This window comes from Agrobacterium burrii (assembly GCF_017313405.1).
GTDB lineage: Bacteria > Pseudomonadota > Alphaproteobacteria > Rhizobiales > Rhizobiaceae > Agrobacterium > Agrobacterium burrii.
On sequence record NZ_JAFLNA010000005.1, the window covers coordinates 247,944 to 262,336 of the forward strand.

At 58.3% G+C, this 14,393-nt stretch carries 14 protein-coding genes; 6 read left to right on the forward strand and 8 right to left on the reverse strand.

The window, feature by feature from the left end:
* From olsE to ubiE, 3 genes are all read right to left on the reverse strand, one after another.
* Positions 1 to 936, reverse strand: coding sequence for an ornithine lipid hydroxylase OlsE (gene olsE, locus JZX89_RS12070; RefSeq protein ID WP_207134177.1), 936 nt, complete (start codon positions 934 to 936; stop codon positions 1 to 3).
* A gap of 479 nt (positions 937 to 1,415) precedes the next feature.
* Positions 1,416 to 2,990: a 2-polyprenylphenol 6-hydroxylase gene (ubiB, locus tag JZX89_RS12075; protein WP_153515206.1), complete on the reverse strand. Its 1,575-nt coding sequence runs from the start codon at positions 2,988 to 2,990 to the stop codon at positions 1,416 to 1,418.
* A gap of 36 nt (positions 2,991 to 3,026) precedes the next feature.
* The gene (gene ubiE / locus JZX89_RS12080) at positions 3,027 to 3,803 is read right to left on the reverse strand and encodes a bifunctional demethylmenaquinone methyltransferase/2-methoxy-6-polyprenyl-1,4-benzoquinol methylase UbiE (RefSeq protein WP_149898389.1); all 777 of its coding nucleotides are present in this window, start codon (positions 3,801 to 3,803) and stop codon (positions 3,027 to 3,029) included.
* Positions 3,804 to 3,945: 142 nt separating this feature from the next.
* On the opposite strand from ubiE, the gene mutM reads away from it, so the two are divergent.
* The 4 genes from mutM (at position 3,946) to dnaA (ending at position 8,458) form a co-directional block, all read left to right on the forward strand.
* Positions 3,946 to 4,842, forward strand: coding sequence for a bifunctional DNA-formamidopyrimidine glycosylase/DNA-(apurinic or apyrimidinic site) lyase (gene mutM / locus JZX89_RS12085; RefSeq protein ID WP_153515205.1), 897 nt, complete (start codon positions 3,946 to 3,948; stop codon positions 4,840 to 4,842).
* Positions 4,843 to 4,889: 47 nt separating this feature from the next.
* Positions 4,890 to 5,663, forward strand: coding sequence for an enoyl-CoA hydratase (locus tag JZX89_RS12090; RefSeq protein ID WP_188355942.1), 774 nt, complete (start codon positions 4,890 to 4,892; stop codon positions 5,661 to 5,663).
* A gap of 194 nt (positions 5,664 to 5,857) precedes the next feature.
* Positions 5,858 to 6,124: a 30S ribosomal protein S20 gene (gene rpsT / locus JZX89_RS12095; protein ID WP_149898392.1), complete on the forward strand. Its 267-nt coding sequence runs from the start codon at positions 5,858 to 5,860 to the stop codon at positions 6,122 to 6,124.
* A gap of 870 nt (positions 6,125 to 6,994) precedes the next feature.
* Positions 6,995 to 8,458, forward strand: a complete 1,464-nt coding sequence (gene dnaA / locus JZX89_RS12100; RefSeq protein WP_369809547.1) for a chromosomal replication initiator protein DnaA — start codon at positions 6,995 to 6,997, stop codon at positions 8,456 to 8,458.
* A gap of 62 nt (positions 8,459 to 8,520) precedes the next feature.
* Here the strand turns inward: dnaA and hemW are convergent, their stop codons facing one another.
* Genes hemW through rph form a run of 3 tightly spaced genes read right to left on the reverse strand, consistent with a single transcriptional unit; the run spans position 8,521 to position 11,104 of the window.
* Positions 8,521 to 9,720, reverse strand: a complete 1,200-nt coding sequence (gene hemW / locus JZX89_RS12105; protein ID WP_046799451.1) for a radical SAM family heme chaperone HemW — start codon at positions 9,718 to 9,720, stop codon at positions 8,521 to 8,523.
* 5 nt (positions 9,721 to 9,725) lie between these two features.
* The gene (gene rdgB / locus JZX89_RS12110) at positions 9,726 to 10,370 is read right to left on the reverse strand and encodes an RdgB/HAM1 family non-canonical purine NTP pyrophosphatase (RefSeq protein ID WP_149898394.1); all 645 of its coding nucleotides are present in this window, start codon (positions 10,368 to 10,370) and stop codon (positions 9,726 to 9,728) included.
* Between the two features lie 17 nt (positions 10,371 to 10,387).
* Positions 10,388 to 11,104 carry a ribonuclease PH gene (gene rph / locus JZX89_RS12115; protein ID WP_149898395.1) on the reverse strand — a complete coding sequence of 239 codons (717 nt, stop codon included), beginning with the start codon at positions 11,102 to 11,104 and terminating at the stop codon, positions 10,388 to 10,390.
* A gap of 136 nt (positions 11,105 to 11,240) precedes the next feature.
* Between rph and hrcA the strand changes: the two genes are divergently transcribed.
* Positions 11,241 to 12,332, forward strand: coding sequence for a heat-inducible transcriptional repressor HrcA (hrcA, locus tag JZX89_RS12120; RefSeq protein WP_149898396.1), 1,092 nt, complete (start codon positions 11,241 to 11,243; stop codon positions 12,330 to 12,332).
* Positions 12,333 to 12,445: 113 nt separating this feature from the next.
* A complete protein-coding gene (gene grpE / locus JZX89_RS12125) occupies positions 12,446 to 13,081 on the forward strand; it encodes a nucleotide exchange factor GrpE (RefSeq protein WP_207134178.1) in 636 nt (211 codons plus the stop codon).
* Positions 13,082 to 13,164: 83 nt separating this feature from the next.
* Here the strand turns inward: grpE and ptsN are convergent, their stop codons facing one another.
* Complete coding sequence (ptsN, locus tag JZX89_RS12130) at positions 13,165 to 13,626, reverse strand: PTS IIA-like nitrogen regulatory protein PtsN (RefSeq protein WP_149898398.1); 462 nt, start codon at positions 13,624 to 13,626, stop codon at positions 13,165 to 13,167.
* A gap of 82 nt (positions 13,627 to 13,708) precedes the next feature.
* Complete coding sequence (gene hpf / locus JZX89_RS12135) at positions 13,709 to 14,281, reverse strand: ribosome hibernation-promoting factor, HPF/YfiA family (RefSeq protein WP_149898399.1); 573 nt, start codon at positions 14,279 to 14,281, stop codon at positions 13,709 to 13,711.
* Positions 14,282 to 14,393 lie beyond the last annotated feature (112 nt).

Consider the following 14,393-nt stretch of genomic DNA (forward strand, 5'->3'; position numbering starts at 1 on the left):
TCATATGCCGGGCGTTTCGCCTGAATTGTCTTTCGTGTTTCGCCCGATGATCTGGTGAACGCCTTTCCTGGTGAAGGGCTGAAAAAGCTGGGGCAGAAAGCCCTTCGCAATTTGGCCCTTGATGCCGATATTGGTCGAGGATGGGCGATTAGGGTTGAAATAGCTGCCGAACAGCTGGTCGAATATGACGAGATTCTCCCCGTAATTGGTGTTTCCTTCGGGAAGCTCCTTGGAATGGTGCCAGCGGTGCAGCCGCGGCGTGCTGAACACGTAGTCCAGCGGGCCGGTTTTCATATCGACATTGCAATGGGTCAGAATGCCGATGAAGGCGGTAACGGCGCCAAGCCACCAGAAAACCTGCAAGGGTGCGCCCATCAAATAGAGCGGAAGCTGACTGAGCGCGATCTTGAAGAGCGAGTCCGCCACATGAAAGCGGCCGGTATTGACCACCCAAAGCCGGACAACGCTGTGATGCAGGGCATGGAAACGCCAGAAGAACACGGTTTCATGTGCGATACGGTGCGCCCAGTAAAGGCCGAATTCAGCGATAGTGACCGCAAGCGCGACCTGAACGACCATCGGCAGATCAGAAGGCCAAAGATTGAACCGCATGGCCGCAAGCGGTTGCAGCACGTTGGCGGTCAACATCGGAAAGATTGCCCCTGCAACGGCGGCAAGCTGCACAAGACCCTTGGTCAACAGGGTGTGGCCGATGCTGGTTGCGGTTTCGCCATCGCCCTGAAGCCACTGAACCTCATAAGGGATATAGCGTTCCAGAAGAAACAGGCTCAAAACCGCGCCCGCATAGACGCTCAGAAACGCGCCTATGGGATGGCTGCTGTTGAAGGCGAAATAGGAGCCGGCAAGGCCGGAGAGGAACACCATCGGCCACGAACAATAGGCAAGGGCCTGTTTCACTGCGTGAGTTTTTGCCATGAATTTCAATTCCCGTCCGGCAATCATTTACCATTCAACCAGCGACGCAACTCTCCGCAGGATCGCGGTTGCCCGTCGCTGACGCGCCCGTCCCTGCATGGATCGGTGCGCATTGGCCGCATCGGCCGATAATAATCCCATTCCCTGCGATCATACCTGTCGCTGCGTCGCAATTCCCGTTTCAGCTCGTCGCAACTGCGTGGTATTCCATCGTTTAAGCTACCATCCGTACAGGGGTCGTAGACCCTGTGTTGCGCCATTGCTTCCGGCACTGCGACCGGTTGAAGACTGAAGAATAGCGAGCCAACCAGAAGTGTGAACAATCGCATCGGTCACCTGTTTCGTTGAGAAGATCAGGTCACTATTCTTCATTAGATTGCATGAGCATGGCATGCGGTCGTCACGTCGGCTGGACAGGCGGTTTTTGGTAACTGAGGTGCCCAACCGTGACATCGCGCACCTCCTAGTTCAGATATGTCTTAGCTGATTCGGATGGCAATATAGAGAAGCGTCAGCGCAATCACCCACAGCGCAATCCGTCCCCATTTGGTATGGCGCGCTTCCGCCTTGCCGATGGCTTCGGCTGTCTGGGCATCAAAACGCAAGCCGTTTTCGCTCATATACATCAGTTCGGAATGCAGCTTTTCGGTCTTGGCGGCGATCTCGGGTGCCGCTTCAGCAAGCTTTAGAGCGGCCTTCATGCCGTCTTTCAGATCGGTGACGATGCGCTTCGGGCCGAGATTGTCCCTGATCCAGCCGCCGACGACCGGATCGGCCGCTTTCCACATGTTGAAGCGCGGGTTCAGCATGCGTGATACACCTTCCACCACCACCATGGTCTTTTGCAGCATCACCAGTTCCGGCCGCGTTTCCATGTCGAAAAGCTCGGTCACTTCGAACAGCAGGGTCAACAGCTTGCCCATGGAGATTGTCTCGGCCGGCTGGCCGTGGATCGGCTCGCCAATGGCGCGGATCGCCTGCGCGAAACTGGCTTTATCGTGATGGCCCGGCACATAACCGGCCTCGAAATGGACTTCCGCCACCCGCATGTAATCGCGGGTGATAAAGCCGTAGAGGATTTCGGCGAGGAAACGGCGCTCCTTTTTGCCGAGGCGTCCGGCAATGCCCATATCGACGGCGACGATCATGCCATTCGCATCGACGAAGAGATTGCCCGGATGCATGTCGGCATGGAAAAAGCCGTCGCGCAGCGTGTGCCGCAGGAAGGACTGGATGAGCGTGTCGGCAAGCTGGTTCAGGTCGTGACCGGCGGCCTTCAGCCCCTCGATATCCGACATCTTGACGCCGTCGATCCACTCCATGGTGACGACATCGCGGCCGGTGCGCTCCCAGTCCACCTCGGGAACGCGGAAACCGGGATCATCCTTTGTGTTTTCGGCAAGTTCGGAAAGGGCGGCGGCCTCGAGCCGCAGATCCATTTCGATCTTGGTCGTCTGCTCCAGCGTGCGTGTCACCTCCACCGGCCGCAGACGGCGGGCGGAGCGGACAAAGCGCTGCTGCAGGTCGGCAATCAGATACATCGCCTCCAGATCGTTCTGGAAACGCTGGCGCACGCCGGGGCGGATGACCTTGACGGCCATCTTTCGCGGTCCCTTCGGAGTATCCACCATTGCCGGGTGAACCTGGGCGATGGAGGCCGCCGCGATCGGATCGCCGAATTCCCTGTAGAGATCAGAAACCGAACGACCGAGCGAGCCCTCGATATTGGCCTTCGCCGCGGCGGCCGGGAAAAATGCCATACGGTCCTGAAGGCTTGCGAGATCGTCGGCGAAATCGGCGCCCACCACATCCGGGCGGGTGGCCAGAAACTGCCCCATCTTCACATAAGACGGTCCAAGCCGCTCCACGGCTGTTGCCAGCCGGTCGCTACGCTGCGCCCGTTTGGCCTTGCTGCGGGCGAAGGGTTTAAGCAGTGCTTTCAACGCTTGCGCGGGAGCAGGAAGGTCGTCGGACGGCAAGGCCAGCACGACGCCTTCGCGCACGAGAACCCAGCCAACCCTTGCGAGGCGGAAATATGCGCCCAAAGTGCTCATGCTTATGCCTGTCTCCTGCTTCTGCTGGCCATGCTCTTAAAGCTTCCAGCCGGAATGCAGGGCGGCGATGCCGCCGGTGTAATTGGTATAGGAGACGCGGGAGAAACCGGCGGTACGGATCATCGCCGCGAAATCCTCCTGATTGGGGAATTTGCGGATTGACTCGACCAGATATTGATAGGGTTCGGCGTCGCCGGTGATCATCTTGCCGAATTGCGGAATGGCGTTGAACGACCAGGCATCATAGACGCGGTCGAGCAACGGCATTTCGACTTCGGAAAATTCCAGCACCAGCAACCGTCCGCCGCGTTTCAGCACGCGATGGGCCTCCTTCAGCGCGACATCAATGCGTGGCACGTTGCGAATGCCGAAGGCGACGGTATAGGCATCGAATGTATTCGCCTCGAAGGGCAGATCCTCGGCATTCGCCTCGACAAAAGTCAGATTGTCGGAAAGCTTCCTTTTGGCTGCGCGCTCTTCGCCAACGGCAAGCATCGAGCCGTTGATATCAAGAACGGTGGCATGCGCCAGACGATTTGAGGCTTCAACGATGCGAAACGCGATATCGCCGGTGCCGCCTGCCACATCAAGAACCTTATAGGAAGCATCCTTGCGCGGTGAAAGCGAAGACACCATGGCGTCCTTCCACAGCCGGTGCAGGCCGGCCGACATCACGTCGTTCATGATGTCGTAGCGCTTGGCCACCTTGTGAAAGACCTCGTTGACCATCCCCTGTTTCTGGCCTTCATTCACCTTGTGAAAGCCATAAGACGTTTCCATGCCGCCTTCTGCGGTCGTACGGGCGTCGGTCATCGTCTGTCTCCATATTATTGCGTGGCGGACCATAGCGGAAACGTCATGGCGACGCTATCTGTTGCCGCATCGCCTGGGCGCGACATTTCGCGTGCATTGTATAGACCACATGGTCCTAACGATAAACTGCCGGATAAGCCAGATGCCAGAATTGCCAGAAGTCGAAACTGTCAGACGCGGCCTCGCCCCCGCCATGGAAGGGGCAAGGGTCCGCAAACTCCATCTCGGCCGCCCCGATCTGCGTTTTCCGTTCCCGGAGGATTTTGCGACGCTGATCGAAGGCAAAACGATCATATCGCTTGGACGCCGGGCGAAATATCTTTTGATCGAACTGGAGGACGGGCTGACGATCATTGCCCATCTCGGCATGTCCGGCTCGTTCCGCGTCGAGGCGGAGGCGGATGAAGCCGGCAATACGCCCGGCGCGTTTCATTATGCCCGCTCAAAGGATGGCAAGCACGACCATGTCGTCTTTCATCTGGATAAGGGAGAGGAGCGCGTCTGCGTCATCTATAATGACCCGCGCCGTTTCGGCTTCATGCATCTGGTGGAGCGCAACAAGCTTGATCTCTATCCGGCTTTTGCGGAGCTTGGGCCGGAGCCAACAGGCAATGCATTGAGCGCCGATTATCTGGCAGGCCGGTTTGCGGGCAAGAGCCAGCCCTTGAAAGGCACGCTGCTGGATCAGAAGGTCATTGCCGGCCTCGGCAATATCTATGTCTGCGAGGCGCTGTGGCGCGCTCATCTTTCTCCTTTGCGGGCAGCGGGAACGCTGGTGACGACATCAGGCAAGCCCAAAGCACAGCTCACCGATCTCACGGAAAAAATCCGTGACGTTATCGCGGACGCCATCGCCGCCGGCGGCTCGTCTTTGCGCGACCATATACAGACGGACGGAACGCTCGGTTATTTCCAGCATTCCTTTTCGGTCTACGATCAGGAAGGCCAGCCTTGCCGGACACCCGGCTGCGGGGGTACGGTTGAAAGAGTGGTGCAGGCGGGTCGTTCGACCTTCTATTGCGCCGCCTGCCAGAAGTGACTGAGCCAAGAGTAATGGGCCGGAATAACGGAGAAGGGGAGATTGCCGTGGATTATGAAACGATACTGGTCGAGAAGCGTGATGAGGTGGGCGTCATCACGCTCAACCGCCCCAAGGCGCTCAACGCCCTCAACTCGGTGCTTCTGAAAGAACTGCGGCACATTCTCTCTTCATTCTCTACCGATGATTCCATCGGTGCGATCATCATCACCGGCTCGGAAAAGGCATTTGCCGCAGGCGCCGACATCAAGGAAATGCAGGGGCTGGATTTTGTCGACGCCTATGTCGGCGACTTTCTCGGCGGCTGGGACGAGGTCGCCTCGACGAGGAAGCCGGTTATCGCCGCCGTTTCGGGTTTTGCGCTCGGTGGCGGCTGCGAGCTGGCAATGATGTGCGATTTCATCATCGCTTCGGAAACGGCGAAGTTCGGTCAGCCGGAGATCACCCTCGGCGTCATTCCCGGCATGGGCGGCTCACAGCGGCTGACACGGGCGGTGGGCAAGGCAAAGGCCATGGATCTGGTTCTGACCGGCCGCATGATGGATGCGGCGGAGGCCGAGCGTGCCGGTCTCGTCTCGCGCATCGTACCGGCCGCAAATCTGATGGAGGAGGCGGTGGAGGCTGCTACCCGCATCGCTTCGCTGTCACGTGCCTCGGTTCTTATGGCCAAGGAAAGCGTCAATCGCTCCTTCGAGGTGTCGCTGGCGGAAGGCTTGAGATACGAAAGGCGATCCTTTCAGTCGCTCTTTGCAACGGCGGATCAGAAGGAGGGCATGGCGGCCTTCATCGAAAAGCGCAAACCCGTTTTCCGGAATCGCTAAGGAGTCGGAATATCGGCGTTTTCCGCCATTTGCGCGTTGACGGACGTGCGCTTTAGCGGTATATGCCCGCCCACGGTTAAGGAAAGCCATCCGGCTTGTCCGAAATTACTCCCGCATTCTTGGGTTAAGTGAGGTCGTCGAACGACCCGATCCTCTGGTTGCGGAATTTGGTTTGAATTCGAAGAGAGGCATACATGGCCAATACAACTTCGGCGAAAAAGGCGACCCGCAAGATCGCTCGCCGTACCGCAGTCAACAAGGCTCGCCGTTCGCGCGTTCGCGGCTTCATTCGCAAGGTCGAGGAAGCCATCGCTTCCGGCGATCTGGCAATCGCCACCGAAGCTCTGAAGGCAGCTCAGCCTGAGATCCAGCGCGCAGCTACCCGCGGCGTCCTGCACGGCAACACCGCATCCCGCAAGGTATCGCGTCTTGCACAGCGCGTTAAGGCTCTTTCCGCCTAATCCGGCTAATCACAAATAACTATTCAAAAAGCCTGGTCTTTTGACCGGGCTTTTTGTGATTCTAACCGCCTGTTAATCATTCCTGCCGTAACGTGACAAACGCGTGTCAGATGGACGACAGGAAATATTAAATAAAAACAATGGCTTGCTGGAGGTCTCTCGGAAAATGGGAAGCTTTCTCTACGGAAGTCGTGACCAGTTTTGAGTCAAGAAGATTTTTATTTTTTTACCAAAACAGGCTCTCTAAAATTGCCAAAATTGAATCTCATTGATTCATAAGCGATTCTGCTTCGGGCCTTGCCGGTGATGCAAAACGGCCTTTGTGAGTCAATGGCCGTTCTGAGTTTTTGCAGAAAAAACGCCATTGATCTCTCCCCACGATCCTGCCTAAATGCATTTCAACAAGGGGTGCGGATCTCAGTCCACAGATTATCTCGATGATAATATCGACGATATTCACCTTCTTGCTGGCGGGTCTTTCGAGACCCGTTTTCTCAGGTCATGGAGCTTTTTGTGCCGTTTCGGTCTCGGAACGGGCAGGGGTTTTTTGTCCTCAAGAATACGCCTTAGGGTTGTGGCGAAAGGAGCGTCTTTAGCGTGTCGCAGGCCTCTCCATGAGGGGGAGGGAAATGGGATAACCGGCTCGCAAACAAGTAGTAGCCTTTGATGCTCTTTCGAGGGGAGCGCTGAAGGCGGGAATAATACGAGGGGGATCTCTGGCGATCGATTTTTGATCGTCAGGCTATGATTGGCAATTTGAAAGGCGGCAATATGCAATTGAATTTGGCGATGGGTGCGGTGGCCGATGGGGACCGCGCACCGAAGGCTCGTGATGCAGCTTGCTCAGAAGCGGCAGGGGACAAATCGGCAATGAAGCACGATGCGCTGTTTGAGCGTTTTAGCGCGCGGCTCAAGGCACAGGTTGGTCCCGAGGTCTATGCGAGCTGGTTTGCACGGCTCAAACTCCATACCGTTTCGAAAAGCGTCGTCCGCTTTACCGTTCCGACGACCTTTCTGAAGTCCTGGATCAACAACCGTTACATGGATTTGATCACCAACCTCGTCCAGAGCGAGGATCCGGATGTGCTGAAGGTGGAAATTCTTGTTCGCTCGGCCAGCCGTCCGGTTCGTCCGGCGCAGACTGACGAACGGGTGCAGCCCGCACCTGAAGTCGGGGCGGCTCCGCGTAACAAGTCCTTCATTCCGTCGCAGCCCGCGACAGCGCCTTCCGCACAGCCTGCGGCGGCGCAGGCGACCCTGCGTCAGGGTGGCTCCGGGCCGCTGTTTGGCTCGCCGCTCGATACACGTTTCACCTTCGATACCTTTGTCGAAGGCTCGTCCAACCGTGTCGCACTTGCGGCGGCAAAGACGATCGCCGAAGCCGGTGCCGGCGCCGTGCGCTTCAACCCGCTGTTCATCCATGCGGGTGTCGGTCTCGGCAAGACGCATCTTCTGCAGGCCATCGCCAATGCCGCCATCGACAGCCCGCGCAATCCGCGCGTGGTCTATCTGACGGCTGAATATTTTATGTGGCGTTTTGCGACCGCGATCCGCGACAATGATGCGCTGACGCTGAAGGACACGCTGCGCAATATCGATCTGCTCGTCATCGACGACATGCAGTTCCTGCAGGGCAAGATGATCCAGCACGAATTCTGCCACCTGCTGAACATGCTGCTCGACAGCGCCAAGCAGGTCGTGGTGGCGGCAGACCGTGCGCCGTGGGAGCTGGAATCGCTCGATCCGCGTGTGCGTTCCCGTCTTCAGGGCGGCATGGCGATCGAGATCGAAGGTCCCGATTACGACATGCGGTATGAAATGCTCAACCGTCGTATGGGTTCTGCACGTCAGGACGATCCGTCTTTCGAGATTTCGGACGAAATCCTGACCCATGTGGCCAAAAGCGTGACGGCGAGCGGACGCGAGCTTGAAGGCGCCTTCAACCAGCTGATGTTCCGCCGCTCTTTTGAGCCGAACCTCTCGGTTGACCGTGTCGATGAGCTGCTGTCGCACCTCGTCGGAAGCGGTGAGGCCAAGCGCGTGCGCATTGAGGATATTCAGCGCATCGTCGCCAGACACTATAATGTGTCGCGACAGGAGCTGGTCTCCAACCGCCGCACCCGCGTCATCGTCAAGCCGCGTCAGATCGCCATGTATCTGGCCAAGATGCTGACGCCGCGCTCCTTCCCCGAGATCGGTCGCCGTTTCGGCGGTCGCGATCACACCACGGTTCTCCACGCGGTGCGCAAGATCGAGGAACTGATTTCCGGCGATACCAAGCTCGGCCACGAGGTTGAGTTGTTGAAGCGGCTGATCAACGAAAACAACGCATGAAAAAAGCGGCCTCCGGGCCGCTTTTTTATTGGCTTCTCAATTCTTGATTGGCTGAGGGCCGGTCAGCAGGCGAGATCGGCGACCACGGCATCCAGAATAAGCATGCCCGAAGGCGTGCAGCGCAGGCGCGAATTGCCAAGCCTCTCCACGAAACCGTGCTGCAGAAGGAATTCCTCCTTCTCCGGGTCGAGATCGCGGCCGGAAAGATCGCTCCAGCGGGCCAGATCGATGCCTTCGCGCAGGCGAAGCCCCATCAGCAGCAATTCGTCGGCCTGCTCGTCGACGCCCAGCATTTCCTGATCGACCATGCCATGGCCCTCCCGCTCGACGGTCTCGAGCCAGGTTTCCGGGTGTCGCTCGGTGGCGGTGGCGAGCTTGGAGGCGCCTCTGGTCAGGCGGCCATGTGCGCCGGGGCCGATGCCGGCATAGTCGCCATAACGCCAATAGGTGAGGTTATGGCGGCTTTCGGCGCCGGGGCGGGCGTGATTGGAAACCTCATAGGCCGGCATGCCGTAGCGCTCGGTGATTTCCTGCGTCGCTTCATAAAGCACAGCCGAATGCTCGCCATCCGGCACGATCAGTTTGCCGGCCTTGTGCAAACCATAAAAAGGCGTGCCCTCTTCGATAGTCAGCTGATAGAGCGACAGATGGTCGACGGCATAGGAGACCGCTTCCTTCAGTTCGGCGTCCCATTCGGCCACCGTCTGCTTCGGGCGGGCATAAATGAGATCGAAGGACATGCGCGGAAAAATCTCCCGCGCCAGCCGAATGGCCTTCAGGGCATCGGCAACATCATGCAGGCGGCCGAGGAACTTCAGGTCACGGTCGTTCAGTGCCTGCACGCCAAGCGAGACGCGGTTGACGCCCGCTGCGCGATAACCGCGAAACCGTTCCGCCTCGACGCTGGAAGGATTGGCTTCCATGGTAATCTCGATACCGTCGGGCACGTGCCAGAAACGCGCAACGCCATCCAGAATGGCGGCGACCGTCTGCGGGTCCATCAGCGATGGCGTGCCGCCGCCCATGAAAATGCTGGTCACCACCCTCGGGCCGCTGAGCGCCCGCATATGTTCCATTTCACGCAGAAAGGCCGCGGTAAACCGCTCCTGATCCACTGGCCGGTGGCGGACATGGCTGTTGAAATCGCAATAGGGACATTTGGCCGCACAAAAGGGCCAATGCAGATAGATCCCGAAACCGGGATCGCCCGTATCCGGCAGAAGCGATGCGCCGGGGGCAGAAAAATGATGCTCCCCGACCATAGGGTTTATGCCTCCAGGCAGGTTTCTACGAATTTTTTAAAGGCGCGGGCGCGATGCGACAAAGCAAACGCGTCACCATGTTTCCAGCCGTGTTTCGCATCGGCCGTCATCTCGCCAAATGTAGTGTCATAACCTTCCGGTTTGAAGATCGGATCGTAACCGAAACCGCTCGTTCCGCGCGGCGGCCACACCACCGTGCCTTCCACTTCGCCGCGGAAATATTCGACATGACCGTCCGGCCAGGCAAGGCAGAGCACGCTGACGAAACGGGCCGTGCGATCTTCGGCTTTCGACGCACCGCGCTCGGCAAGCGCATCCTCGACCTTTTGCATAGCCATGGCAAAATCGCGCGTGCCGTCGGCCGTCTCCGCCCAGTTGGCGGTATAGACGCCCGGCGCGCCGTCCAGCGCGTCGATCACCAGACCGGAATCGTCGGACAGGGCCGGCAGGCCGGATGCCTTCGCGGAGGCAAGCGCCTTAATGGCGGCATTTTCCTCGAAGGTGGTGCCCGTCTCGTCCGGCTCTTGGAAGTTCAGCTCGGCAGCCGACTTGGCGGAAAAGCCGAAAGGTCCGATGAGGTCGGCGATTTCGGCGATCTTGCCCTTGTTGTGGCTGGCGACGACGATCGTTCTGGTATCGAGCTTGCGCATCACGGTTTCCTGTCGGCTCAGGCGATCGTCTGTTTCTGAAGGGCGACCAGTTCACTGCATCCGGCCTTGGCAAGGCCAAGCAGCGTCAGGAATTCTTCTTCGGAGAAGGGTGCGCCTTCCGCCGTCCCCTGAACTTCAACGATGCCGCCGGAGCCGGTGATGACGAAATTCGCATCGGTCTCGGCGGAAGAATCTTCCAGATAGTCGAGATCGATGACCGGCTGCTTGGCGAAGATGCCGCAGGAGATCGCGGCGATATGGTCTTTCAGAACCTTCTCAACCTTGATCATGTTGCGGGTTTCCATCCACTTCAGGCAATCATGCAGGGCGATCCATGCGCCGGTGATGGAGGCCGTGCGTGTGCCGCCATCCGCCTGGATGACGTCACAGTCGATGCTGATCTGGCGTTCGCCGAGCGCCTGCAGATCAACGACGGCGCGCAGCGAGCGGCCGATGAGGCGCTGGATTTCCTGCGTGCGGCCGCCCTGCTTGCCGGAAGCGGCTTCACGCTTCATGCGCTCATGGGTGGAGCGCGGCAACATGCCGTATTCGGCGGTCACCCAGCCCTTGCCGCTGTTGCGCAGCCATGGCGGCGTCTTTTCTTCAAGGCTTGCGGTGACGAGCACATGCGTGTCACCGAATTTGACCAGACAGGAGCCTTCCGCATGTTTCGAGAAATTGCGCTCAAAGGAAACCTTGCGCATCTGATCGGTTTTTCTGCCTGAAGGCCGCATTTGATCCACTCTCCATGTTGGTTCCTGCCTTCTAAGGCGCGCTCCGGGCTTTTGCAAAGCCAATTTCCATTTTGCCGCAGCGGCGCAACGCATTATATTGGCTCAGAGTAGATTTGGACGACAAAGAACGGACGTGATGGGTTTTTCAGCACCGCTTTCAAAAGATCAGGCATCGCTGTTGGATGAACGGTCGCGGGAAATTTTCCGGCGCATCGTTGAAGGTTATCTCGACACTGGCGAACCCCTGGGATCGCGCAGCCTGTCGCGGCTGCTGCCGATGTCGCTTTCCCCTGCCTCCGTTCGCAATGTCATGAGCGATCTCGAAGAGTTGGGCCTCATCTATTCGCCGCATATCAGCGCCGGACGCCTGCCCACCCAGACGGGGCTGCGTTTCTTCGTGGATGCCTTCATGCAGGTGGGCGATCTCCCCGCCGACGAGCGGGCAAATATCGATCGGCAGATCGGTCCCGTCGCCGGCCACGAACAATCGCTGGAAGGGCTGCTGACTGAGGCAAGCCGCATGCTGTCGGGCATGTCGCGCGGTGCCGGCCTTGTGCTGACGGCCAAGAACGATGTCATCCTCAAACATGTCGAATTCATCCGGCTGGAGCCCACCAAGGCGCTCGCCGTTCTGGTGGGCGATCACAATCAGGTCGAAAACCGCATCATCGAACTGCCGGCCGGTATATCCTCCTCGCAATTGACCGAGGCGGCCAATTTCATCAACGCCCACCTCTCCGGCCAGACGCTGCAGGAACTGCGCGGCCAGTTCCAGACGCAGCAGGCGCAATTGCAATCGGAACTCGGCACGTTGGCGCAAGACCTCATCGAACGCGGTCTTGCCGTCTGGGCGGGTGACAATGAGGAGGGCAAGCTCGGCCGCCTCATCGTTCGCGGACGTTCCAACCTGCTCGAAGGCCTAGCCGGCGAAGAAGACATTGACCGTGTGCGTCTGCTGTTCGACGATCTGGAGCGCAAGGAAAATCTCATCGAAATCCTCAACCTTGCGGAAAGCGGTTCGGGGGTCAGGATTTTTATCGGCTCGGAAAACAAGCTCTTTTCGCTGTCCGGTTCATCGCTGATCGTTGCGCCCTATCGCGATGAGGACAACCGGGTCGTGGGTGCGGTTGGTGTCATCGGGCCGACAAGGCTGAATTACGCCCGTATTGTCCCCATGGTCGACTACACCGCGCAGATCATGGCCCGCCTTTCCCGAAAACAGAGATAGGACAAGCCCGCAAGGTTGGAGAATGCGGCAAGCTTTTCGCCGCAAGCCTTGATTTTTGCCCGCCAAAGCTCGATATCGGGCGCAACCAACAATATTCAAATCTGGAGAACGTCATGACCGACGATACAAAAAAGCCCGGACCTGACGCGGACGTCGCCGAAGAGTTTCTCGATCCAGCACTTGCCGGGGAAGAGCCGGCTGATGCTGCCGAACCCGATCCGGTCGAGCTGCTGAAGGCTGAAAATGCCGATCTGCGCGACAAGTTCCTGCGTCTTGCCGCCGAAATGGATAATCTTCGCCGCCGCACCGAGCGCGACGTCAAGGACGCCAAGGCCTATTCGCTGGCCGGTTTTGCACGCGACATGCTCGCCGTTTCCGACAATCTTCGCCGCGCGCTCGAGGCCATCCCGGATGAGCTCAAGACCAATGGCGAAGCCGGTCTCAACGGCCTGATCGAAGGCGTCGAGATGACCGAACGCTCGATGTTGTCAACGCTCGAGCGCCATGGCGTCAAGAAGATCGATGCCGAGGGCCAGAAGTTCGATCCGAACTTCCACCAGGCCATGTTTGAAATCCCCAATCCGGCAGTTCCGAACAACACCGTGCTTCAGGTTATTCAGGCCGGTTTCACCATCGGTGACCGCGTCCTGCGCCCCGCCATGGTTGGCGTTGCCAAGGGTGGCCCGAAGGTGGAAACTGCCACATCGGCCGAGCCCGGCACGGCGTCTGTCAATGAGAAGGATGCCTGAGGCATTCCTGCCTGTGTAATAAAAAACGCGCCCTTGAGGCGCGTTTTTTATTGTCATGAAAACCTGAGATCAGCGGCGACGGATCAAGCCGCCGTCGCCTGTTCCTGATTGAGGAAAGCGTAGATTGCCGTGTCGGAATCGGTGGCGCGCAGCTTGGCCACCAGTTCAGGGTCGCGCAGGGCGCGCGCAATTCGAGACAGCGCCTTCAGGTGATCCGCGCCGGCGCCCTCAGGCGCAAGCAAAAGGAAAACCAGGTCGACTGGCTGGTCGTCCAGCGCTTCGAAATCGACCGGCGTTTCAAGACGTGCGAAGACGCCCGTAATCTGATGAATGCTGGCGAGCTTGCCATGCGGAATGGCGATGCCGTGGCCGACGCCGGTAGAGCCGAGCTTTTCACGCTGGAGGATGACGTCGAAAACTTCCCGTTCCGAGATCCCGGTAATTCTGGCTGCCTTTGCGGCCAGCTCCTGAAGCAATTGCTTTTTGGAATTCACCTTGAGGGCGGGAATAATCGCATCTTGTTGCAGCAAATCTGCCAACGCCATTCTCTTTTTCCTTCATGCCATCGAGACGATGCAGAAGGCAGATGCGCTTTCGCGCTCTGCCTCCCACGTCTTGTCAGACTGTTCAGCTCTTGATCGTTTCCGCGTCGATCCAGCCAATATTGCCGTCATGACGTCGGTAGACGATGTTGAGATATTCTTTACCCGGGCTGCGGAATAGCAGAACCGGTTCGTCCGTCATGTCGAGCGCCATCACGGCGCTGGCAACGGACATCGTCTTTATCTGTTTCGAACTCTCCGCAACGATGGTGGGCGCGTAATCCTCGGGAACCTCATGGTCCTCATCGGGAACAGCATCCATCACCGTATAGGCGATTTCCTGCGACACGCCATTCGAACCACTGTGATGGTCCTTAAGCTTGCGCTTGTAGCGACGCAGGCGCTTCTCGATCCGCTCTGCGGCGGCATCGAAGCTTGCCTGCGGATCATTTGCCTGACCCGCTGCATGCAATACAACGCCGGTATCGAGATGCAGCTTGCAATCGGCGGCAAAACGCGATCCGGACTTCTCCACGGTTACCTGGCCTGAATACCCCCCATCGAAGTATTTGGTAACTGCCAGACCTATATTGTCCTCAATCCGCTGACGGAAAGATTCACCGATCTCCATATGTTTACCAGATACACGCACACTCATGGAAATTTTCCTTTTTGTAGTGATTTGCGAGTACCAGCTTACGTCAAGCCGCGCGCGCATCCAAGCGTTTCGAAGACCTTAAAAAGCCTCCATTCGAATTTTACGCCCATGG